This window comes from Thalassolituus maritimus, from assembly GCF_900156675.1.
In the GTDB taxonomy this organism is placed as follows: Bacteria; Pseudomonadota; Gammaproteobacteria; order Pseudomonadales; family Oceanobacteraceae; genus Thalassolituus; species Thalassolituus maritimus.
The window spans coordinates 545,981-568,360 of the sequence record NZ_FTOH01000001.1 but is presented as its reverse complement, the minus strand read 5'-3'; the positions used below and the strand labels follow the sequence as shown (position 1 = coordinate 568,360).

Genomic DNA, 22,380 nt, shown 5'->3' with positions numbered 1-22,380 from the left:
CTCCACATGGTGGTTAGCTGTTGGCAGTCAGATACCCGTTTGGATACCGCGCCGGTTGGTGAAACAAGGCTCAATTGCTTAAAAAGCAAACAATTCATACGAGCGTTTGAATCTGAGAGGCACACCTTCCCAGAGAGGCGCATGAAAGTCAATAGATCACGCCAGATTCAGAATCAGGGCATGTCGGGATATTGACGTTCATAGGCCTTTAGCACCGCTGCCGATCAGGCCAGAATTGTTACCCTTTGTAAGCGTCTATGGGCTGGATTGTAAGTTAAGAATAAACTGACGGGATTGCTTGTTAGAAAGTCACCAGAGACACATTATGAACAAGACCCGCATCACCCTTTTTGTAGCCACCTTTTTTTTCAGTTTTCGCGCTGTTGCTTCAGACCCGGCCGATATCCATACGCTTAAGGTTCAGATCACTAACGCCATGGCCAGCTTCTACATGTATCAGGGGCTGGATGCGGATCTGAAGTACGCCAACCGGGTCGATAATTCGATGGCCTCAGCCTATGCGGCAGCAAGCCGTATCATTAGTGGTTCAGAGGATGAAATCCCAGCAGACACAGCGAGCGACCTGGTCAAACGTTGGGATCATTTTAATAGCCTGATGGCTGCCAACCGCAAAGATATCGTAACCCGGGGTTATCCGGACATGCGTTTAGTGAATGACATGGGTGACGCCTGCCTTGCGTTAATTACCGCGGCCGATCAGTTAGAAAAGACAGGCGAAGTTAGTGAAGTGACTAGCCTGGCTCGCGCCCTCGCCTTCCGGATGTCTGACATCACGTCTCAGTACACAGGTCGGGGGACGAGTTACCTTGGGCAGGTATTTGTTGGGTATCAGGAACAGAGCCCGAAAGAGATGGCAGAAGACTTTGAACAGCTTCTGAACAAACTTGATGCGGTTATTCCAGAAGAAGACGAACTGCGCGTCAGTGCCATTCGTCATAAGTGGGAGTTCCTGAGTCGGTCGATTTCGAACTACAACGAAAACTCTGTCCCGTTTCTGGTGGTTAACTACAACGACAGTATCGTTGAAGCGCTCCACCAGCTGGCTGCTTCTTACGAGTGAACGACTGAGTTCAGTATTTCGGTAAGAAACGCTTCATAGGCGGCTGCGTTGGCCGTCTTGTTTTCTGCCGGCATCATGGTCACCCGGTTGCTGTATACCTCAAGCAACAGCAAATCATCCGGCAGTTCTTTTACAAGCCGTGTAACTAACTGAGCATCCTGCTCGCTGCCCTGATCATGCCAGGCAAGTCCTTCTGGCAATCCATCATTATCCCAACCTTGCTGACCAACGACGCGCCACAGAAGCTCACCGCTATCGCGCTTTTTCGGTTTCGGGTCCATCAGGGTGTAGTTGGTCCCTGTAAAGGCGTCACGAATGCCGGTTTTCGCCGAGTCCGGTTTAAAGGTGTATTGACGCACATGCAGCTTGCGCTTAATGGCATCCAGCCTGAGTGCAGCAAGGCGCGTGTCACGCGGGCTCGGTTTTAACCAATAAACCGATCCGAATACCACGAGCCCTACCAGGATTGCTATTGGCCAGATCATTCGGTCATCTCCTCCAGTTCGAGCCAGCGCATTTCAAGCACTTCCAGTTGCTCTTCTACCTCAGCAAGTTTTGCCAGAGTTGCCTGAACGTGATCCTGATCACCGCTGTAAAAATCTGCCGCTTCGGTCACGGCAACAATGGTATCCCGCTCTGCTTCCGCCGTGGCAATCTGCTCGGGCAGCATATCCAGTTCACGCTGAAGCTTATAAGACAGCTTTTTCTTTTCCGTTTTTTCAGCGGGTCTCTTACCAGACTGTACTTCTGGCTTAGTTTCGGGCTGTGCTTCTGGCGTTCTATCAGCGGACTTCTGCCCTGGCGCTTCGGCTTTTTGTGTCTTTCTATGACCGCCGGTACGCTCATGCCAGTCACTGTAGCCACCGACATGTTCATCAATATGGCCACTGCCATCAAAAACCCAAAGCTGAGTAACGACGTTATCGATAAAGGCACGGTCGTGCGATACGAGTAATAACGTGCCGTCGAAATCAATCAGGCGCTCTTCCAGCAACTCGAGAGTTTCAATATCGAGGTCATTGGTAGGCTCATCCATCACCAGTAAGTTGCACGGTTTAAGGAACAGCTTGGCCAGCATAACCCGGTTACGCTCGCCACCGGATAATGCTTTGACCGGAGTACGTGCGCGTTCTGGCGGGAATAGGAAATCCCCCAGATAGCCAATTACGTGGCGGCTCTGACCATTTACGATAACGTGGTCTTTGCCATCTGCGACGTTGTCGGCAATGGATTTATCTTCTTCCAGCACATCACGCGACTGATCGAAATACGCAACTTCGAGTTTGGTGCCCGTGCGGATATTGCCTGACTGAGGCTGCAGCTTTCCAAGTAACAACTTTAATAAGGTACTTTTACCCACCCCGTTCGGGCCGACCAGACCTATCCGGTCGCTGCGCATGACTAAGGTCGAGAAATCTCTGACCTGGCTGACGTCCTTCCACGCGTAGCTCACGTCGGTCAGCTCGAATACCTGCTTACCTGAGTTCTCAGAGCCGGTCATGCTGATGTTGGCTGTTCCCACGCGATCGCGGCGCGCAGAGTGTTGTTTCCGCATTTCTTTCAGGCGTTCGACCCGACCTTCGTTACGCGTACGGCGAGCCTTGATACCCTGGCGAATCCACTTTTCTTCTTCGGCAAGGCGTTTATCAAACAGCGCGTTTTGGGTGGCTTCGTCTTCGAGGCGCTTTTCACGAAACTCCAGGAAGCCGCGGTAATCACCCACCCAGTTGTAGAGGTTGCCCCGGTCCAGATCGACGATACGCGTAGCGAGCGCCTGAACGAATGCCCGGTCGTGACTGATGAATACCAGAGCGCCGTTAAATTGCTTGAGCTGTTCTTCCAGCCACTCGATGGTTTCAACATCCATGTGGTTGGTCGGCTCATCGAGGATGAGTAATTCAGGGTCAGTTACCAGAGCCCGCGCCAGCATGACACGGCGCTGCCAGCCGCCAGATAACTCATTAAAGCGGCTTTCTGAAGGAAGGTTCAGGCGCTGAATCATGGCATCCACACGCTGCTGGATGCGCCAGCCATCGGCAGCTTCGATTTTTGCCTGAAGAGTCTCCAGCTTTTTCAGATCAGCATCTGCACCGCGTGCTGTTTCTTCGTGATATCGCGCCAGTACCGCGCCGAGGTCACCAATACCATCGGCAACGACGTCATAAACTGACTCATCAACGCTTTTAGGAAGCTCTTGCTGCAAAGCGGCAACCCGCAGCGTATCCCGGTACTGAACCACCCCATCGTCCGGGGTTATTTCACGGTTAATGATTTTAAGCAGTGTCGACTTGCCTTCACCATTACGACCGACGACACACAGACGTTCACCGCTCTGAACATCCAGATCGACTTTATCGAGGAGAACATGATCACCGAATGCCAGTTCAACCTGCTGTAGTCTGACTAATACCATTTATTTAGCCTTTTCGTGTTTTAACGGCAGCTGTAACAACGCCGTGAGATATCGCGCGCATAGTATCAGCGAGAGCCCATACCTGCGAACTCCGGCGTAATCTTCGACTATGATTGTCCTGTACCTGCAACAATCTGTAACGTGAAATGTTACGGTCGGCCATTGTTTTAAACAAATCACGCATGTACAAAAACTGCCACCGTTGTGCACTGTTTTGGGGATTCAACGGTCAAGACAGGAGGGAACGCCGTATCGGCGCCCCCGGATTTCAGGAAAGTATTATGAGTAACGCACTGAAGCTGAGCTTCTCACACAAAGTCGCACTGGCGATCCTGTTCATTCTTGTTCTGTGGGTGATTACCGGCCCTGCACATACCGAAGATGTCACAGACCGCCCACTCTCTCAGGAAGAGCTCAGCCTGACGGTGGCTTACAAGGTACTCAAGCCTGAGATCAAAGAACGCTCGGTGAAGGTCTCGGCGCACGTCGCGGCAAACCGCGCGGTGGATATCGTGGCGGAAGTCAGTGGTAAAGTGACTGGATTGCCGGCCACCAAGGGCACTCAGGTAAACGAAGGCCAGTTATTGCTCAAAATTGATCAGCGCAACCTACCAGCCAGGCTGAAGCAGGCAGAGGCACAGCTAAAGCGTCGTAAACTCGAAACCCAGAGTACCCGCAATCTGTTCGACCGAGACCTGACCAATCAATCTGCAGTCGTCATCGCAGAATCCGAACTCGCAGAAGCGGAAGCGGCGCTGACCGACATTAAACTCGACCTGGAAGCTACACGCGTAAAAGCACCTTTCGACGGTATTTATGACCAGCGTTACGTCGAGGAAGGTGAGTACGTATCACCGGGGACGGCACTGGTTCGCGTCATTGATAACCGCACCATGCTGATCAAAGGTGCCTTATCTGAAAAGTCGATCAATGATGTCCGTGTTGGCTCTGAGGCCTATGCTGAATTGCCAACCGGCAAGCGGGTAAAAGGCACCATCCGTTTTATCGCCGCTTCAGCCTCCGCAGACACTCGCACATACGCCGTAGAGATGGAAGTCACCGGCGACCGCGACGGCCTCTATGATGGCCAGACCGCAACATTAATGATTCCTCAGGGTAAACAGGATGCCTACGAGATTTCGCCTGCCCTGCTGATTATCACCGAAGACGGCGGCCTCGGCGTTAAGTTACTCGATGAAGACAACCGGGTGGTCATTGTCAGCGTCGATATCCTTGAAGCGGGTACTGACGGTATCTGGATTTACGGCCCCCAGGGCGATATCCGCCTGATAACCGTGGGTCAGGGTTTCGTCGACATCGGCCAGAAAGTCGAAGCCAAAGAACAGGTATCTTCACGCTCTAAGAAAAACGAAGACACCGATAGCACTCAGCGGGATGACGACGCGGACGAACATCAGCAGAAGGCCGCTGAAATATGAGAAGTCTGATCGAAGCCGCTATCAACCGGCACCGCACTGTCATTATGCTGTTTGTGCTGATGCTGATCACCGGCACAGCCACGCTTATTACGATTCCGAAAGAAAGCTCACCCGACGTTACTATTCCAAATGTCTACGTCTCTGTGGTTCACAACGGTATTTCTCCTGAAGATGCCGACACCTTGCTTTATGAACCCCTGGAAACTCAACTACAGGGCCTTGAGGGACTGAAAGAAATGGTGTCCACAGCCACATTCGGACACTTGTCGATTCAGCTGGAGTTTTATAGCAACGTCGATATCGACAATGCGCTCGATGATGTACGCAACAAAGTCAATGATGCTGTTGGTGAACTGCCTGCCGACAGTGAAGAGCCTATTGTTCGGGAAATTAACGTCGCTCTCTTCCCTGTGATGGTGGTGACCGTTGCGGGTGATGTTGACGAGCATGTTCTTTATCTGGCTGCCGACGAACTGAAAAAACGCATCGAATCGTTACCGGGCGTACTGGAAGTAGACATTAAAGGTAAGCGTGAACAGGTCGCCGAGCTGATTATTGATCCTGCAAAAATGGACAATTACGGCTTATCTCTTACCGAAGTCGGCAACCTTCTCCGTAATAACAGCCTGCTCGTCGCCACAGAAGATATTAATAATGAACAAGGGCGCTTCAGTGTAAAAATTCCGGGCAGGATTAACGATATTGAAGGGCTTCTGAGGTTGCCGGTTAAATCGGTTGGTGACGAAGTGGTTCTGTTTCAGGACGTGGCCGTAGGTCGTCTTTCTTTTAAAGACCCATCTACCGGTGCACGTGTTAACGGCCACCAGGCCGTTACCCTGGAAATTAAAAAGCGTATCGGCGCTAACATTATTGAGACGCTGGATGAAGTCCGGGTCATTACAGATGCTGCCAAAGAGATGCTCCCTGAAGGAATAAAACTCGGCATTATTCAGGACGAGTCAAAGCAGATCCGCACGATGTTGAACGATCTGTTCAACAGTGTTCTGGTGGCTACGCTGCTTGTATTCCTGCTGATTCTCGGCAGCCTCGGTGTGCGCTCTTCCATACTCGTTGGCCTCGCCATTCCCGGTGCCTTCCTGATGGGGATTATGGCCATTAATGCGATGGGCGATACGCTAAACATGGTTGTTCTGTTCGCGCTGATTCTCTCTGTCGGCATGCTGGTCGACAGTGCCATCGTTGTGGTTGAGTACGCCGACCGACGTCTGGCTGAAGGTATGCGGGCGCGCGACGCTTATAACGAAGGGGCTCGCCGGATGGCCTGGCCGATCATTGCTTCGACCGCTACAACGCTTGCCGTATTCCTTCCGCTTCTGTTCTGGCCGGGTGTAATGGGCGGATTTATGAAATACCTGCCGCTGACACTGCTTTTTACCTTGACCGGCTCGCTGGTTATGGCGCTGATCGTGATTCCTGCGGTAGGCAAAGTCCTCGGACGTGCCGGGCACCATGATCAGGAAGCACTCGATGTGATTGTCGCTGCCGAAAACGGAGACTTCGACAAGATGAGCGGATTCTCTGCCCGCTACGTAAAAGTGCTTCGCAAAGCACTGGAAAATCCTGGGACGACATGTGGCATCGTTCTGTTATTTGTAACAGCATCGTTCGGTATCTACGGTGTTGGTGGGCATGGCACCGAGTTTTTCCCTGAAGTGGATGTTGATGTCGCCATGGTAGATGTCCGTGCCCGTGGCAACCTCTCATTCGCCGAGCGCGAAGCGCTGGTCAGAGAAGTCGAATATGAAATCTTCGACATGAAAGAAATCGACGCCATTTATACCTCTGTATTTGTGACCGCACCGCGTGGTGGCATGGAGTCATCCCCGCCCGACCTGGTTGGCCGCATTCAGCTGGAATTAGTCGACTGGCAGTCACGCCGTACTGCTGACGATATTCTTGCAGAAATTGAAGAGCGCACAGCGCACTTGCCCGGCATTATCATCGAGACCCGCAAAAAAGAAGGCGGCCCAGCCGGCGGCCCTCCAATTCAGTTACAACTGAGCAGCCGCAGCGAGAGCAATATTGTTCCCATGCTGGAAAAAGTATTGCCCATGCTCCGAGAAGATCCTGAATTAAAAGATGTGCGCGATGACCGCCCTCTTGATGGTGTCGAATGGCGTCTGGATATTGATCGTGAAGAAGCCGTACGCTTTGGTGCCAGTGTTGCGGAAATCGGCTCTTTGATTCGTATGATTACCGGTGGCCAGGTCATTACTCAGTTCCAGCCTGATTACGCAGATGAAGAACTCGATATTCTTCTCAGGTACCCAGAGCAAAAACGCACGATCGACCTGTTCACCGATATTAATATCAAGACAGCAAAAGGCTTGGTACCGCTCAGCCAGTTTGTCACCCGCGTACCGATTAATAAAACGGGCGATATTGTGCGCGTCGACGGCAAACGTCGCTACCTGATCACAGCGAACGTCGCCGAGGGCGTCAACTCAAACGAAAAAATCGCTGAGCTTGGTGAAAAACTGAAAGAATTCGACTGGCTGGAAGCTGAGGTTGAACCGAAATTCCGCGGTGACTTTGAGCAACAGATGGAAACGGGCATATTCCTGATGAGCGCCTTCTCTATTGCTATCTTCCTGATGGTGACCTTGCTCGTGACTCAGTTTAATAGCTTCTATCAGGCAGGCCTGATTATGAGCGCGATTATTCTGTCGGTTGCAGGCGTACTCATGGGACTGCTGATCCGCGGCGAGCCGTTCGGCATTGTAATGAGCGGCGTGGGTGTAATCTCGCTGGCGGGCATCGTGGTGAATAACAATATCGTATTGATCGATACCTACAACCAGATCCGTATGACCGGCGTGAGCGCCTTTGACGCAGCGATGCGCACGGGGGCCATCCGTCTGCGCCCTGTGCTTCTGACGGCTGTTACAACGGTCGTCGGCCTGGTACCAATGGTGATGCAGTGGAACATCGACCTGATCCATAGAGAAGTCAGTATGGGTGCTCCGTCATCGCAATGGTGGACCCAGTTATCGACCGCTATTGCCGGCGGGCTGACCTTCGCCACCGTACTGACATTGATCTTTACCCCGGCATTGCTGGTTTGGCGCGACCGCAATAAGGACCGCGACCACGAACATAATGCAAGTCACTGAAAAAAGTAGAAAAAATTGCATATAGCGTTTGACATCCGCCCTGACGCGAGTAGAATGCGACCTCGCTTCAGGGCATGGGTGATTAGCTCAGCTGGGAGAGCATCTGCCTTACAAGCAGAGGGTCGGCGGTTCGATCCCGTCATCACCCACCAAATCCTGATGCAAGAGTCTGAAAAGACTCAGTTTTTGAAAGTGGACTGGTAGTTCAGTTGGTTAGAATACCGGCCTGTCACGCCGGGGGTCGCGGGTTCGAGTCCCGTCCAGTCCGCCAACTTCAAAAACAGTTTTTGTTTCATCGCATCTACTGCCTCAAAGCGGTTTGATGATTGAGAATGATACAAGGCGTACCGCAGCGAGTACCCTGAGACATACCTACTGGTAGGCGAAGGGACGAGCGAGGAACAACGCAGTAGCAACTCAATCAGCGAAGCGATAAACGAGTTTGGGTGATTAGCTCAGCTGGGAGAGCATCTGCCTTACAAGCAGAGGGTCGGCGGTTCGATCCCGTCATCACCCACCAAATGTGGACTGGTAGTTCAGTTGGTTAGAATACCGGCCTGTCACGCCGGGGGTCGCGGGTTCGAGTCCCGTCCAGTCCGCCAACATTGACTAAGACGCTGATTAATTTAGCCTTGGTCGCGGTCCGGAATGCCGGCCCAGTCGGGTCCCGTCCAGTCCGCCAACATTGACTAAGACGCTGATTAATTTAGCCTTGGTCGCGGTCCGGAATGCCGGCCCAGTCGGGTCCCGTCCAGTCCGCCATCTTCCTCTTAGATGAAAGTCAAAGAGCTTCTCTCAAGAAGTAAAATTGAAATGCTTTCACCGCTCTCGATGCGGTTTGATGATTGAGAATGGTACAAGGCGTACCGCAGCGAGTACCCTGAGACATACCTACTGGTAGGCGAAGGGACGAGCGAGGAACAACGCAGTAACAACTCAATCAGCGAAGCGAAAAGCCTATTAGGGTGATTAGCTCAGCTGGGAGAGCATCTGCCTTACAAGCAGAGGGTCGGCGGTTCGATCCCGTCATCACCCACCATCACTTTGCAATAAAGTGAATACAATGCGGACTGGTAGTTCAGTTGGTTAGAATACCGGCCTGTCACGCCGGGGGTCGCGGGTTCGAGTCCCGTCCAGTCCGCCATCTACTTTTTAGATCCCCCTACTTCACTCGATAGTTCTTAATTAGTCTTCTTCATCTCCAACAGATCTTTACGCTCCGGTATCAGAGTTTCCGAGCCAATGTCATATCCACGTCATATTGGCTGACTATCTTTTACACATAGTCGCAGGGAAGTCTGGGAACTCGGGCAAGGATGCCTGGTCTTTTCTCCAGTAGCGACTATATTTACTTTAAGTGGCACGCTATATGCTGAATTCGTTTGAGTACTTTCTTCACGATCAGCTGTGTACTTTTAAGTCGTCGCTCAGGAAGAGTTCCTGTAGTGGCAAACCAACAGGATTGGATTAACAACAAAAAGGAGATCGAAAATGTCTGATTACATTGAAGATCTGTTAGATGTCGGCTTTGACGATTACGAAGACGACTGTGATGACGCCGTAGAGATGTAACTGCGGCTCTGCCCTAGCGGCAGTTTTCCCTATAGCGGCCCGGCGCCTCGCCGGTCCAGCGCCGGAATGCGCGCTGGAATGCCGCAGCAGACCCAAACCCCAGCAAATACGCTATTTCCCCTAATGTCAGAGACGTATCCCTGATATAACTTACCGCCAGATCTTTGCGCGTTGCGTTGAGTACATCCTGATAGGTCTTTCCTTCAGCCTGAAGGCGCCTGCGAAGCGTCCAGGGCGCCATATTCAGTCGACTGGCAACCTTACTCAGCTCAGGTGTCTCACCGTCCAGCAGCGGCGCCACAGTGCGGGCTACCTGCTCTGTCACGCTGAGACCTAGCCTTACCCTATCGAGTTCTCGTTCTGCCTGACGTTTCAAGCCTTCATAAACCGAGTGGCAACTTTGGATCACGGGTAAATTCAGTGCTTCATTTTGGAGCACTAATCGATTAGAGCCAGCGCCAAAATTCACCGGACATTTAAAGTAGCGACGATAAACATCCGCATAGCCCGGATCTGAAAACTCAATATCGACAGATTCAAGGATACCGTCGGTTTGCCCGCTGATAACCCCAAGAATGTGTGCCCAACTCGAAAGCACCGAGTCGACCACAAACAGGTTATAGGCGTTATAAGGGCTGACAGAGTAGAACTTAAGCGCAGGCTTACCCTCCTTCAACGAGAACGAACTCGCACCACGCGCATTAAAGCTCGACAGCAGTTCAAAGCCTGCAATCGCCTGACAGGCCCGACGGAGATCCGGAGCCGTCATCGCGACCAGGCCCGCTAAGCCCAATTGAGCTGGCCAGGTATGGCGGCCCATTTCTAAACCAAACCAAGGGGATTTGGTTTGCTGAATGGCATCGTGTCCGATGCGCATAAAGCGAGGAATACTGATTCGGGTATCAGGGGATGCAAGCGTTTCAGGAAGAATATTGTACTGACCCAGCAGCGCATCCGGGTCAGCACCGAGGGTGCGCATGGTGGATGCGATCACCTCGACGTAGGTAATGCTCAGATCACCCAGCTTCATGTTTGATCAGGCGTCCATTCCATCATCGTCATCCTTCTCAGGAGTGACCTCTTCACCTTCATCCGGCTCATAGAACTCAAGCAGGAATTGGTAGCTGAGCGAGAGTACCGTAATTGAAATCAGCGTCATTGAGTAGATCCCAAATGCCGCGACGATATCAGTAACTACGTTATCCAGAGACACTAGCAATAAGAACGGAAGGTTAACCACAAGAGGTAAGGCCAACGCCACGATAACCAGACGAGTACCGTTACCCTTGCTCATCCGCCAGGCCCGCCCGAGATCAGAGCCCTCGGTACCGATCGCAATTTCAGGCAAGGTAATCGACAAACGTGCGAGGATGTAGAGCATTAACATGAAGGCTGGAATAAACGCCAGACCAACCACCTGCTGCATCGCCGCAGGATCACTGGCGCCGGTCACGACTCCCAGAATTACCATCGCGACAACCGTCACGCCAAGGCCAGCCCCTGCAGAGACAAAAACCAGCTGTAATGAGCGGAGTAAGTAACGCCAGTCTGAGCGATTAGGAACTCGTAGTGCATTGCTTGGCCAGTGAGACGCATCCTGCAAAGTGAAGCGGTGTACAGTGGTCGCAAGAAGGACACTCAATAGCCCGGATATGCCCGTGACTATCCAGAATTCCAAAGGAAAGCCCATCTCCATATTTCCGCCTTCCTGTCCCATCGCAGCCATAATCGGTTCAGTAATAGCCGCGCTGTATCGATCAAGAACAACCAGTACAAGAATAATGGGGAGGAACATACTCAATAAGCGACCGCGCTTTGCCCACAGCAAAAACAACGCGTCTTTGAACAGCTCAAATACCGGGATTCTGGCTTCCAGGCCAAGCGGACTTTTCATTCTTACTCCAACGACAAACGAGTGCTAAAAAAATGCCCCTGAACAGAGGCTCTGTCAGGGGCATTAGTTTACCTGCTTTCGGAAGTATTATCCCGCAGGTGGTACCTCACCGTGCTTTTTCTTGTGGCGTGCCAGCATGCTCTCTGGTTTGAGCAGGAAGCTCGCCAGAGCAGGAAGCAGAATCAATGCACCGAGCATGTTCCAAAGGAACATAAAGGTCAGCAGAATCCCCATGTCGGCCTGGAACTTAATTGGCGAGAGCATCCAGGTTGCTACACCAATGGCCAGAGTCACGCCGGTAAAGCTAACGGCCTTACCCGTCGAGCGCAGGGTTTCAAAGAAGGCTTCCTGCATCGACTTACCAGCCAGAATCATAACTTCGAGGCGGTTATAGATATAAATACCGTAATCGACACCGATACCGACACCCAGCGCGATCACTGGCAGCGTTGCCACCTTCACACCGATATCCAGGTACGTCATCAGCGCCTGACTCAGAATAGAAGTCAACGCCAGAGGAATCAGAATACAGGCAACGGCACGCAAGCTACGGAAGGTGATAAAGCAAAGCACAAAAACAACCACGTAGACGAAGATCAACATGGTGCCCTGCGCATCAGCAATTACCTGATTCGTCGCAGCTTCAATACCCGCGTTACCAGAAGCTAACTGGAAGCGCACAGGCACCGAAGCGATTTCACCATCTTCGATCGCCTGCTCGAGTTCGTTGTAGCGATAGCCGTAGAACTTCATATCGACGTCATCGTCGTAGCTGTCTTTAAAGTTTTCGACAGCGGCGACCACAGTCTCAAGTGTCTCAGCTTTGTGATCGTTCAGGTAAATAATCACTGGCGCCATGGAGCAATCTGAATTCAGCAGTGCACCCGGCGCACGTTGAATGGAGGTATTCAGAACCGTCTGGTTGCGCGACAACGCTGACCAGTTCAGGTTACCTTCGTTCATCGATTTGGTTACCAGCTTGGACACAGTGACAAGCGAGGTCGCAGACTGAACGCCCGGGACGTTCTCCATGTACCACATGAAGCGATCCATAGCGTCCATGACTTTATATGCATTACAACGCTCAGGAGCCGTCTCGACCATAACAACAAATACGTCTGAACTGGTGGAGTAATTCCCGACCATAAAGGCGTTGTCTTTGTTGTAACGGCTGTCAGCGCGAAGTTCTGGCGCACCTTTATCAAGGTCACCAATTTTCAGATCCTGACTGTAGTAATAACCACCGATCCCCATTGCGATAGCGATAGCAATTGGAAATGGTGCAACCTTACGGCTGGCAAATGCAGAGAGGCCACGCCATACCGGCGCCTTGCTCTGAGATGCTTTATAGGCATGGTCGATACCCGGCTGGCTGATACCGATGTACGACATGATCACTGGCAACAGTACCAGGTTGGTCACGATGATCATTGCGACACCCACACTCGCTGCAATCGCCAGTTCCTGAATTACGCCGATATCAATAAAGAGCAGCGTCAGGAAGCCAATCGCGTCGCTGAGTAGTGCCAGCATGCCTGGGACATATAAACCACGGAATGCGTGACGCGCCGCCTGAACCGGCGATGCCCCTTTACCGGATTCAATCGCAATACCGTTAATGATCTGAACACCATGACTGATACCAATCGCGAATACGAGGAAAGGCACCAGAACAGAATACAGGTCGATGGTGAATCCCATCAGCGCCAGTGAACCTAACTGCCAGACTACTGCAATCAGAGATGCCACAATAGGAACGATGGTGCCGCGGATACAGCGGGAATAGAGATAAAGAAGAATCGCAGTCATCACCATAGCAGCGAGGAAGAAAAGTGCGATCGACTGTGCCCCCTCGAGCAGGTCACCCAGTTTTTTAGGCGTACCGGTGATATAAATACGGTACTGATCACTGCCGTATTTGTTGCGAATTTTTTCTTCGAGATCAGCGCTGAATGTTGCGTAGCTTAGTTTTTCACCCGTGTCCGGGTTGTACTCAACCAGTGGAACATTAATGATCGAAGACTCGAAGTTGTTCGCCACCAGACGACCAACCTGACCCGACTTCAAGACATTCTGACGAACCTGTTCGAGGCTGTCAGGAGAACCATCATAGGTGCTCGGAATAACCGGGCCGCCCTGAAAACCTTCCTCCGTCACTTCCATCCAACGGACGTTCGGTGTCCAGAGAGACTCCATTCCGGAGCGGTCGACACCTTTAACGAAAAAGATTTCGTCACTGATTTTACTCAGAGTATCCATGTAGTCCTGGGTAAAAATGTCACCGTCAGTTGTTTCGACAGCAATTTTTACGTTGGCTACACCACTTTTCATCTCATCTTTATGAACAAGGTAGTTCTGGATGTACTCGTGGTTCAGAGGGATATATTTTTCGATACTGGCATCCAGCGTAACCTTACTCAGGCCATAGCCAAATAACGCAGTCAGGGCCATCAGTACGACGATGACCAGCGAGCGATTGTTAAAGATCAGGCGTTCAAGAAACGGCTCCGATTCTGAAGACAGAATGTAGTGCTCCGGCTCAGAGGAGTAATGGTGCTTTTGTTCACTCATTGCCTTTCTCCTCGCTCATTTCCGCCTGACGTTGCAACAATTTGCCCTCTCTGCTTACCAATTGAATACCAGCGTCGCCGGCAATAACGAAATGCCCGGCTTCACTGCGAATAACTGATGCTGCGCCTTTGCGGCCAGCGATGATTGTAGATTCTGCTCCAGATAGCTGAGCGTTCAGCGTCACCACGCTACCGCCGTTACCGACCAGCATTGCACCACGATCTGAACTGAAGCCGCCCAGCAGAGTCTGCTCAGAGCCGGTATCCAGCGCCTGCCAGGTAATGCCATCGTCGTCGGAGCGATAGGTGTGTCCTCGCAGAGCGAAAAGAATCTGGGTATCCCCTTCATCCAGCAACCCGAAAAGAGAGCCGTCGTAAGGCGCTGACTGACCAACCCAGGTTTCACCCATATCGTCGGATCGAAGCATAAGCCCCATTTCACCCACAATAGTCAGTGAGCGTTCGCCGACGCGGGTAATTGCGTTGAGGTGCAGGCGATTCGGGTTTGGCAATCTTGAGCTGATTTCAAACCACTCACTACCACCGTCCATCGTCTGGAAAGCCATGCCGTAGGCCCCCACTGCAATACCTTCTTTGGCTGACCAGAAATACACATCAAGAAAGGGTTTTGTCGAGCCGGTTTCGAGGTCGTACTCGGCGTCCTGGAATGCAAATTCTGCATTCTCCAGAGCAGTCATGGCCTGCTCTACTTCCATATCTGAACCCGTTTCCTGAATTTCTTCTGAGCGCTCTTCAGCATTTGTCAGATTATTCCGCGCCGAGGTCAGCATCGCTTCGTTGGCTTTGAAGCCGTCAAACTGTTTCGTCCAGTTTAATCCACCGTCCGCCGTATTAAGTATCACGCCGTCATGGCCGACCGCCCAGCCGTTCTTTTCGTCAGCAAAATCAACGGATGTGAGGGTAGTGGTCACAGGAACGCTGCCCTGAAACCAGGTGAAGCCATTATCTGTTGAAACGATAGCGTGACCATAGGCACCAACACTGACAAGCGCGTTTCCACGTTCTGTAACATCGAGTAACAATGATTGATGCGCTTTGTCGGACGACATTGCAGGTGTCTGGAGAGGGTCCTGCCACTCTGCGAATGCTCCGGTTGATGTAGCCAGAGCCCCGGTAATGAACAGACCCGAGAGGAGGCTTAGCCCGCTCTTTTGGTTGCCTGTCCATGGCCTGACCAAATCAGAAAACATATAAAACCCCGTATTATTAGCATTATTAAAGCGGCGCTAGTCTAGCGGACAGCCCTACCACTGACTAACACGCACTTGTTACGTTATGTAATCCAGCTGGCGCTTCCCGCACCTTACTGCTACGCCCCCTTGACAGAGAAAATTAACGGGGAGGTGTTATCGGCGTCCGCGTCGACGCAATTCAGCCGGTGTGAAGTAACGATCACCCGGAGGTGGGTTACTGTAATCAATTTCTTCGGGCTCTTCGTTCGTCATGCCCTGTACATGGTAGCGGCGATCACGAAGGTCATGGAATACGTCCATGCCTGTCCAGGTCACCGGTAGCTCATAATACGTCTTAATATAGGCCATGCTCACACGCCACAACTGGCCATTCATATCGTACTGATCTGCTACCGCAATGCTCCAAGTATCTTCATCAATATAGAACACTCTTTTGCTGTAAACATGCCTCATACCATCTTTAAGCGTACCTTCAACGACCCAGACACGATGTTTTTCATAGCGGGTGTATTCTGGGTTGAGATGCCCTGGGCGCAGAATATCGTTGTAACTTGCCTCATTCGAGGTGAGACGATAGTTATTATATGGAATGTAGATTTCGCGTTTATCGATAAGTTTCCAGTTATAGCGGTCCGGTGAACCGTTATAAATGTCCGTGTCGTCGGCATAGCGTAAGCCATCTGCAGCGGCAATAGGCGTGTCGTACGCAAGGTTAGGGGCACGACGTACACGACGCTGACCAGCGTTGTAACCCCAGGCCTGTCGGGCATCGTTTGCCTGGTTGAGAGGTTCATGGACCAGTACCGCGCCACCGGCTAGACGCGCTGGTGCTTTGGTCACAGACAGATAATAGAAAAGTAGGTTATCCAGCTCTTCAATCGTTTTATCCTGCCTGTAGTAGTTGAATTCAACCTGTTGCTCTACCGTAGTCGGTGTGAACTTGCCGTCCTTATGCACTGCAACCTCTGAAGCCTGCAGCTGCAGGTAGGTGCCACGCCAGCGAGTAATGTGATTCCAGACCGCCTGGATACCCGCCTGATTTTTATTATCACTCAGGATGGGGAAAGGAATACCAGCGTACGAATAAAGAAGCGAATCACCACCGTCTGCTAATTCGGCGCGTAACGCATTCTTATAGGTGTTTTCATACACCCACTCAGGTGCCGCTGCGGTACGACGAGTTTGATATACAGGCATTTTGAAGGTGTCAGGGTAGGTCCTGAACATCTCTTTCTGACCTTCTGTCAAATTATTACTGTACTGATTCATATTCTGAGCAGTCACAGTAAACAGAGGCTGATCGTCCGGAAACGGATCAGGGTGATGTTGCCCCGGCTCTTTGTACTCAACCGGCGGCAGAGTCAGTCCACCCCGCCATGGGGGAATATCACGGCCATTGCCCTCGCGCTGCCCACCCATAGGTGTAAGGACAGACTTAAGCTGTTCGGCTTCAGAAACTGAGACAGAGGCATAGGCCTGAGACACAAACATACCACCCGCCACGCATAGCGTGGCAAGCAATGAGGAACCGCGTTTTACACGGATGACACCTGAAAGATCCATCAGATCAGTTTTCCTTAAACCAAACTCTTGCTAACAACTTCATACACGTCTTTCGAAAGACTGCCGCTATCCATGATTCGTTGCAACTCAGCTTTCATCAAGTGTGACTGACTTGGCACTAAACGCTTCCAGCGGGTCAGTGGCGTCAGGAGTCGTGAAGCAATCTGAGGGTTGCTGGCATTCAATCGGATAACCGCATCCGCCAGCAGGCGGTAGCCGCGTCCGTTTTCACTATGAAAATGACACAGTGCCTGATTCGCAAACGCACCAATGACTGAGCGCACCTTGTTGGGGTTACGCCAATCGAATGCTTCGTGTTCAAGCATTTTTTCAATGTGATCCGGCGAGCCCAGTCGTGAAGAGCCACATTGGACTGTCAGCCACTGATTCACAACCAGTGAATCGTGTTTCCACTGCTCGTAAAACGCATTCAGTGCTTCCTGCGCTTCAGCTTGATCAGCGCACGTTACGAGAACACGCAGTGCCGCCATCTGATCGGTCATGTTGTCTGCACTTTTAAACTGCGCCTTAGCCGCTTCGATACCATCCGAAGATGCGCGAGCCCAGTACGAAAGCGCCAGGTTTTTCAGCGAGCGACGGGCCATATCAGCCGGTGCAGGCTGGTATTCGGCCGGGACATTCAAGCGTTCGTAGCAAGCTTTAAAGTCTTCGATTAACGCTTCAGCCACCTCAGACAGAACCTGCTCACGACCATTGTGAATAGCGACAGGATCATAAGACTTCCGCGTTTCTGCGATGTACGCCTCGGATGGCAATGCCAGCAGATAAGCGACCATCGCCGGGTCCAGGCTCTCGTCACTGATTACACTGTGCAGTGCAGCGATGTCTTCTTTGACGAGTTTAAAACGCCCTTTCTCGGCCAGCTCAATCCAGTGCAGCATCAGTTGCTGTCCGGCATCCCAGCGATTAAAACCATCGCTGTCGTGCTGTAACATAAAGCGCAAAGCAGACTGGCTGTGCTGATAATTAATACGCACGGGGGCGGAGAAATCCCGGAACAGTGACACAACAGGCTCTTCGATCACACCGCCAAAGCTGAAAGTTTGCTCGGCTTCACGGAAATGCAGTACCTGGCTTTCTTCCGTCCAGAAATCAGGCTGATCGGGGCGCACTTCTATATCTTCACCACTGTGCGCAATGAAGCCCAGCTGAACGGGGATCCACAGCGGTTTCTTATTCGTTTGCCCTGGTGTGTCAGGGGTACTCTGGCGCAGGTTAATAGTCAGGCGTTCTGCCGCATGATCGTATTGGGTAAGTACTTCGACCACTGGCGTGCCCGACTGTTTGTACCACAGACGAAACTGGCTGAGATCAACGCCATTGGCGTCTTCCATCGCCTGAACAAAATCGTTGATGGTGACAGCCTGACCATCGTGGCGTTCAAAGTAGAGATCAGACCCTTTACGGAATCCTTCGGCACCCAGAATTTTGTGCAACATACGAACGATCTCAGCGCCTTTTTCATAGATGGTCACTGTATAGAAGTTCGAAATCTCTATGTAGGAATCCGGCTGTACCGGATGTGCCATAGGTCCACCGTCTTCCGCGAACTGAACGGTGCGCAGCATACTCGCATCTTCAATGCGTTTAACGGTCGATGAATTCATATCCGCAGAGAAACAGGCATCACGGAAAACAGTAAAACCTTCTTTGAGGCTTAACTGAAACCAGTCGCGACAGGTAACGCGATTACCCGACCAGTTGTGAAAATATTCGTGAGCCACAATGGCTTCAATACGTTGATAAGCTGCATCGGTCGCGGTAGCGGGGTTAGCAAGAACACAGGACGAGTTAAAAATATTCAGACCTTTGTTTTCCATGGCCCCCATGTTGAAGTCATCAACGGCGACGATCATGAAAATATCCAGATCGTATTCGCGGCCATAGACTTCTTCGTCCCATCGCATCGAGCGCTTCAGAGCGTCCAGTGCGTACTCTGTTTTGTCAACGTTCTGAGGTTCAACAAAAATCCGCAGCAGCACTTCACGACCGGAGCAGGTAGTGAAGTGATCATCACGAACCTGAAGATCCCCTGCCACCAGCGCAAACAGGTAGGCCGGCTTCTTATGCGGATCGTGCCAGACGACGTGCTTTTTGCCATCTTCAGTTTTTTCACTCACCGGGTTGCCGTTCGACAGCAACACCGGGAACTGTTCAGCATCGGCGATTATTTCAGTTGTAAACACTGACATAACATCCGGGCGGTCCGGGTAGTAAGTAATACGACGGAAGCCTTCGGCCTCGCACTGTGTACAATACATACCGCCTGAACGATACAGCCCTTCCAGTGCTGTATTTTTTTCTGGATATATCTGAGTGGATATTTCCAAGGTGTGTGATGCGCCTAAGCCACTAAGGGTCAGAGTTTCGTCACCCAGCACATAGTCATCGGTTGTCAGTTCGTTTCCGTCAAGACGGATACTGAGAAGTTCGAGGTCCTGCCCGTTGAGAACAAGTTCATTACCGTCCCCGACCTGCTTAAGTGTCAGAACGGAATGCACCTGGGTATAGCCATCGTTTAATTCGAATTTAAGATGGGTATCCGTCACTTCATAGGCGGGTGCTTGGTAGTCCGCTAACTGAATCGCCTTCGGTTGAGCGTCACGCATGTTAAGACTCCCTGTTCACTGTCACTCTGACGTTGTATGAGGTAAATTTCCGCAAATTGATGACTCCAGTATCGAGAATCAGGTACTGACCCTTCATGCCCATCAGGCGCCCCGATACTTCTGCGGTTTTATCGAAATTATGACTACTTACTTTGGTCGGGTATTCAATTACTGGGTAATTAAAGTGCCGGACGCTCTCGTTCGTCAACCATGTAATTGAGCCAGGACCTTGTTCCAGCTCAAGCTGATTGAGTTCTTCAGCAAAATGCTCTTTGAGGCGGTCTCTTTCTGAGACCAGATCCAGTTCTGGCGAATCGCCTTTCAGCATTGCCCGCCAGTTCGTTTTATCGGCGATATCGCGGCGGATAATATCTTCGACCAACCCAGCCAGTCGTCGTGTTGCAACTCTCGCAATTGGTAAGGCTTGCGCGGCGCCCTGGTCCAGCCAACGGGAAGGCATATTCTTCATCCGCGTAATGCCGACCTTGATGCCCGACGAATTGGCCAGGTAAACGATATGGTCGTTAAAACAAACGCGCTCGCCCCACGCTGCATCCCGGCAGGTGCCAAGGTGAAAGTGGCACTTTTCAGGGCTCATGATGCAGGAATCGCATTCCGGCAGTTTAGTAAAACAGGGGTAACAATATCCCTGGCTGAAACTTTTATTGGTTGGCCGGTTACAGGCACGACAATGGATGTCGCCCTCCCACAAGAGGGACAGGCTTTTTCCGAGAAAATCGTTGATCGGGTACTCTTCATTGTTGAGCACAAGCGAGTATGCCACCGTTGCCGCCGGGTGAATGCGCATCTTATCCAGATGGCCGGAAAATTCTGACTTACTCATTGGATATTCAGCGGTTGAGTGTCGTCGTCTTTGTCAGATTTGCACCCCTGATCGAGATATCCTACTCGTTGATCGGCAGGCACATCGTGGGTGTTTTCGTAATAGATGATAGCTTCCATGCATAATTCCCGCTGCCCATCCTCAAGCTTGCGGCCATTTGGCCAACGCCCGGTTGCAACAGCATTTTTCAGGTTTTCGTACACTTCGGGTGTGAGTGAACGGATCAGGTCTTCAAGATTCATTATTTCTCCGATTAGGATTTGGCCAGATCACGGCCAGCAGGAAGCCACACAATAAACCGCCCAGATGCCCGCCATGAGCAGACCCCGACAGGCCCGGCACCACGGTGTCTCCGAACAGCATAATCACCATAAAGAAAATCATTACCCCCAACAAGGCCGGAGGAATGCCGTAATTTATTCTGTAACGGTACTGACGAAGCCCGGTCCAGGCCGCTAACCCATAAACAACGCCCGAGATACCACCGAACGCTGGGCCAGCTAGCCACCATTGCAACAGATTTCCGCTAATGCCGCACAGTATGAGCAATGCCAGAATTCCGAAACGCTCGCCCTGACGTTCCATGGCTCCGGCCAATACCCAGATCCACAAGGTATTGAACAGCAGATGCATCACACTGAAATGCAGCAGCGTTGGTCGCCACATTTCCCAGAACGACATGTTCAGATAGGTAGAAAGCTGATTGCGGGCGTCGGGCCATAAAGACTGGCTATTCTCCAGCCATGCGTGCCAGTCATTCGAAAAATGCTGCCAACCAAACACGCAAGCCACCAGCACTATAAGAGCAACCGTTAACGGCACGGCAGTGAGCCGTTGGATGATTGAAGGGCCAGAACTCCCGACAGGCACTGGCTCCGCTAATGAGCCTTCTCTCCAGTCATCCAGCAGCTCTTTGATACGCTCGATATCGTCGGGGTCGGCAATCAATAACACCTGCTGATTACCTTCCTCGACAACGCGATGCACTATTTTCTCTGACCACAAATGCCGTGTCAGAGGCGACAGGTCAGTCTCCAGTGGAGCACTTAATACGGCCAGCGGTTGCATCAGCGCTCTTTCTTTTCAACACGGACCCAGGCAAATTTGCCCTTCTGCAGATGACGCTCGGTATCCATCCGATACGCGACCAGACGACCGTACTTCACCGCACTGTAATCGAGGCAGGCGATGTTGGGTACGATGGGCTCGGGCAAGCCTGACATCCAGTAGTGCCCGATAAACAGAGGTTTTTCGTCAGGCCCGTAAAACAGCAACTGCTCCTTCTCATCTTCACTGAGTAACGCATGCTGCAGATCTTCAGGCAGAGGGTCGGGCTGAAAAATCACATCGTTATAGCGCTGCGGATCACCCGCCCAGAACTTGGTTCTGAAGAACTGTCTGACCATGCCGTCTTTTGCCGTCATTGAACGACCATCAGGCAATTTCAGCGAGGTGCCACGCAGCATCCGGTCCAGAAACTGGTACAGAAATGAATCCGTCTGCACAGACTCAGGCAGCATCTCTTTAGTAATCTGGTTGGAGCCGTAGCGGCGCAGATACTCGTCGATCATCTGATGATCCCAGCAAGCATGGACCACCCGGAAGTGTTCGTACTCACGGAACAGAGGGATGGTCAGAAACCAATCGAGCATTTCATTGAATTCCTGCGGGTAATTCGCAAACTGCTCCAGCGTCTGTTCAACAATGAAATTGTTACGCGGTGTGTGCGGACGCAGAAACGGCTGGCGCATGCCCGCCGGCGCTTCACTCAGATAGGTAACGACGTTGTACTCGTGGTTACCCATAACAATATCGGCGTGCCCGGCTTCCACCATGTCTCGCACGATATGACACGCAAGCCGTATATTTGGCCCGCGGTCCACGATGTCTCCCAGGAAGACAACTTTGCGCTTGGGGTGCTGGTACACCCCGTTTCGCTTGCTATAACCCATCTGTTCGAGCAGGTCGATCAGCGTCAGGCCACAGCCGTGAATGTCGCCTATCAGGTCATATCCCTGATGCATAT

15 protein-coding genes and 6 tRNA genes are annotated in these 22,380 nt (G+C 51.6%); 9 read left to right on the top strand and 12 right to left on the bottom strand.

All coding sequences use genetic code 11. The annotated features are described in order from the left end of the window. Positions 1-325: 325 nt before the first annotated feature. Positions 326-1,081 (top strand): hypothetical protein, encoded by a 756-nt coding sequence (locus BW941_RS02630; protein ID WP_076514121.1) that lies wholly within the window; start codon positions 326-328, stop codon positions 1,079-1,081. On the opposite strand, the gene BW941_RS02625 is transcribed toward BW941_RS02630, so the two are convergent. Together BW941_RS02625 and BW941_RS02620 are read right to left on the bottom strand one after the other, a co-directional pair. Next, positions 1,072-1,566, bottom strand: a complete 495-nt coding sequence (locus BW941_RS02625; protein ID WP_076514120.1) for a hypothetical protein — start codon at positions 1,564-1,566, stop codon at positions 1,072-1,074. The genes BW941_RS02630 and BW941_RS02625 overlap by 10 nt on opposite strands. Then, a complete protein-coding gene (locus BW941_RS02620) occupies positions 1,563-3,494 on the bottom strand; it encodes an ATP-binding cassette domain-containing protein (protein WP_076514119.1) in 1,932 nt (643 codons plus the stop codon). Before BW941_RS02620 ends, BW941_RS02625 begins: the two co-directional genes overlap by 4 nt. 281 nt (positions 3,495-3,775) lie before the next feature. On the opposite strand from BW941_RS02620, the gene BW941_RS02615 reads away from it, so the two are divergent. The 8 genes from BW941_RS02615 to BW941_RS02580 all read left to right on the top strand — a co-directional run bounded on the left by BW941_RS02615 (position 3,776) and on the right by BW941_RS02580 (position 9,211). Beyond that, positions 3,776-4,933 (top strand): efflux RND transporter periplasmic adaptor subunit, encoded by a 1,158-nt coding sequence (locus tag BW941_RS02615; RefSeq protein WP_076514118.1) that lies wholly within the window; start codon positions 3,776-3,778, stop codon positions 4,931-4,933. Beyond that, a complete protein-coding gene (locus BW941_RS02610; protein ID WP_076514117.1) occupies positions 4,930-8,067 on the top strand; it encodes an efflux RND transporter permease subunit in 3,138 nt (1,045 codons plus the stop codon). The genes BW941_RS02615 and BW941_RS02610 overlap by 4 nt, the downstream gene beginning before the upstream one ends. Before the next feature lie 76 nt (positions 8,068-8,143). Continuing rightward, positions 8,144-8,219, top strand: a tRNA-Val gene (locus BW941_RS02605). A 42-nt stretch (positions 8,220-8,261) separates the two neighbouring features. Continuing rightward, positions 8,262-8,338: transfer RNA gene (locus BW941_RS02600), tRNA-Asp, on the top strand. 173 nt (positions 8,339-8,511) lie between these two features. Then, a tRNA-Val gene (locus BW941_RS02595) sits at positions 8,512-8,587 on the top strand. A 5-nt stretch (positions 8,588-8,592) separates the two neighbouring features. After that, positions 8,593-8,669, top strand: a tRNA-Asp gene (locus BW941_RS02590). A gap of 361 nt (positions 8,670-9,030) precedes the next feature. Then, positions 9,031-9,106 (top strand) — tRNA-Val (locus tag BW941_RS02585). A gap of 28 nt (positions 9,107-9,134) precedes the next feature. Then, positions 9,135-9,211: transfer RNA gene (locus tag BW941_RS02580), tRNA-Asp, on the top strand. A gap of 441 nt (positions 9,212-9,652) precedes the next feature. Here BW941_RS02580 and BW941_RS02575 read toward each other — a convergent pair. The 10 genes from BW941_RS02575 to BW941_RS02530 form a co-directional block, all read right to left on the bottom strand. Continuing rightward, entirely contained in the window at positions 9,653-10,669 is a 1,017-nt protein-coding gene (locus BW941_RS02575) for an AraC family transcriptional regulator (RefSeq protein WP_076514116.1), read from the bottom strand. A 6-nt stretch (positions 10,670-10,675) separates the two neighbouring features. After that, the gene (locus BW941_RS02570) at positions 10,676-11,533 is read right to left on the bottom strand and encodes a hypothetical protein (RefSeq protein WP_076514115.1); all 858 of its coding nucleotides are present in this window, start codon (positions 11,531-11,533) and stop codon (positions 10,676-10,678) included. Between the two features lie 87 nt (positions 11,534-11,620). Next, positions 11,621-14,104 (bottom strand): efflux RND transporter permease subunit, encoded by a 2,484-nt coding sequence (locus tag BW941_RS02565; RefSeq protein WP_076514114.1) that lies wholly within the window; start codon positions 14,102-14,104, stop codon positions 11,621-11,623. Then, positions 14,097-15,314, bottom strand: a complete 1,218-nt coding sequence (locus BW941_RS02560) for a WD40/YVTN/BNR-like repeat-containing protein (RefSeq protein WP_084188530.1) — start codon at positions 15,312-15,314, stop codon at positions 14,097-14,099. The genes BW941_RS02565 and BW941_RS02560 overlap by 8 nt, the downstream gene beginning before the upstream one ends. 156 nt (positions 15,315-15,470) lie before the next feature. After that, positions 15,471-16,880: a DUF1329 domain-containing protein gene (locus BW941_RS02555; RefSeq protein WP_084188529.1), complete on the bottom strand. Its 1,410-nt coding sequence runs from the start codon at positions 16,878-16,880 to the stop codon at positions 15,471-15,473. A 14-nt stretch (positions 16,881-16,894) separates the two neighbouring features. After that, positions 16,895-19,510, bottom strand: a complete 2,616-nt coding sequence (gene pepN, locus BW941_RS02550; RefSeq protein ID WP_076514112.1) for an aminopeptidase N — start codon at positions 19,508-19,510, stop codon at positions 16,895-16,897. Between the two features lies 1 nt (position 19,511). After that, on the bottom strand, positions 19,512-20,354 hold the full coding sequence (locus tag BW941_RS02545) for a DUF2797 domain-containing protein (protein WP_076514111.1): 843 nt from the start codon (positions 20,352-20,354) through the stop codon (positions 19,512-19,514). Then, a complete protein-coding gene (locus BW941_RS02540) occupies positions 20,351-20,596 on the bottom strand; it encodes a YeaC family protein (RefSeq protein WP_076514110.1) in 246 nt (81 codons plus the stop codon). The genes BW941_RS02545 and BW941_RS02540 overlap by 4 nt, the downstream gene beginning before the upstream one ends. After that, complete coding sequence (locus BW941_RS02535; RefSeq protein WP_068442077.1) at positions 20,586-21,422, bottom strand: rhomboid family intramembrane serine protease; 837 nt, start codon at positions 21,420-21,422, stop codon at positions 20,586-20,588. Before BW941_RS02535 ends, BW941_RS02540 begins: the two co-directional genes overlap by 11 nt. Further along, the gene (locus tag BW941_RS02530) at positions 21,422-22,378 is read right to left on the bottom strand and encodes a metallophosphoesterase (protein WP_076514109.1); all 957 of its coding nucleotides are present in this window, start codon (positions 22,376-22,378) and stop codon (positions 21,422-21,424) included. Before BW941_RS02530 ends, BW941_RS02535 begins: the two co-directional genes overlap by 1 nt. Between the last annotated feature and the right edge of the window lie 2 nt (positions 22,379-22,380).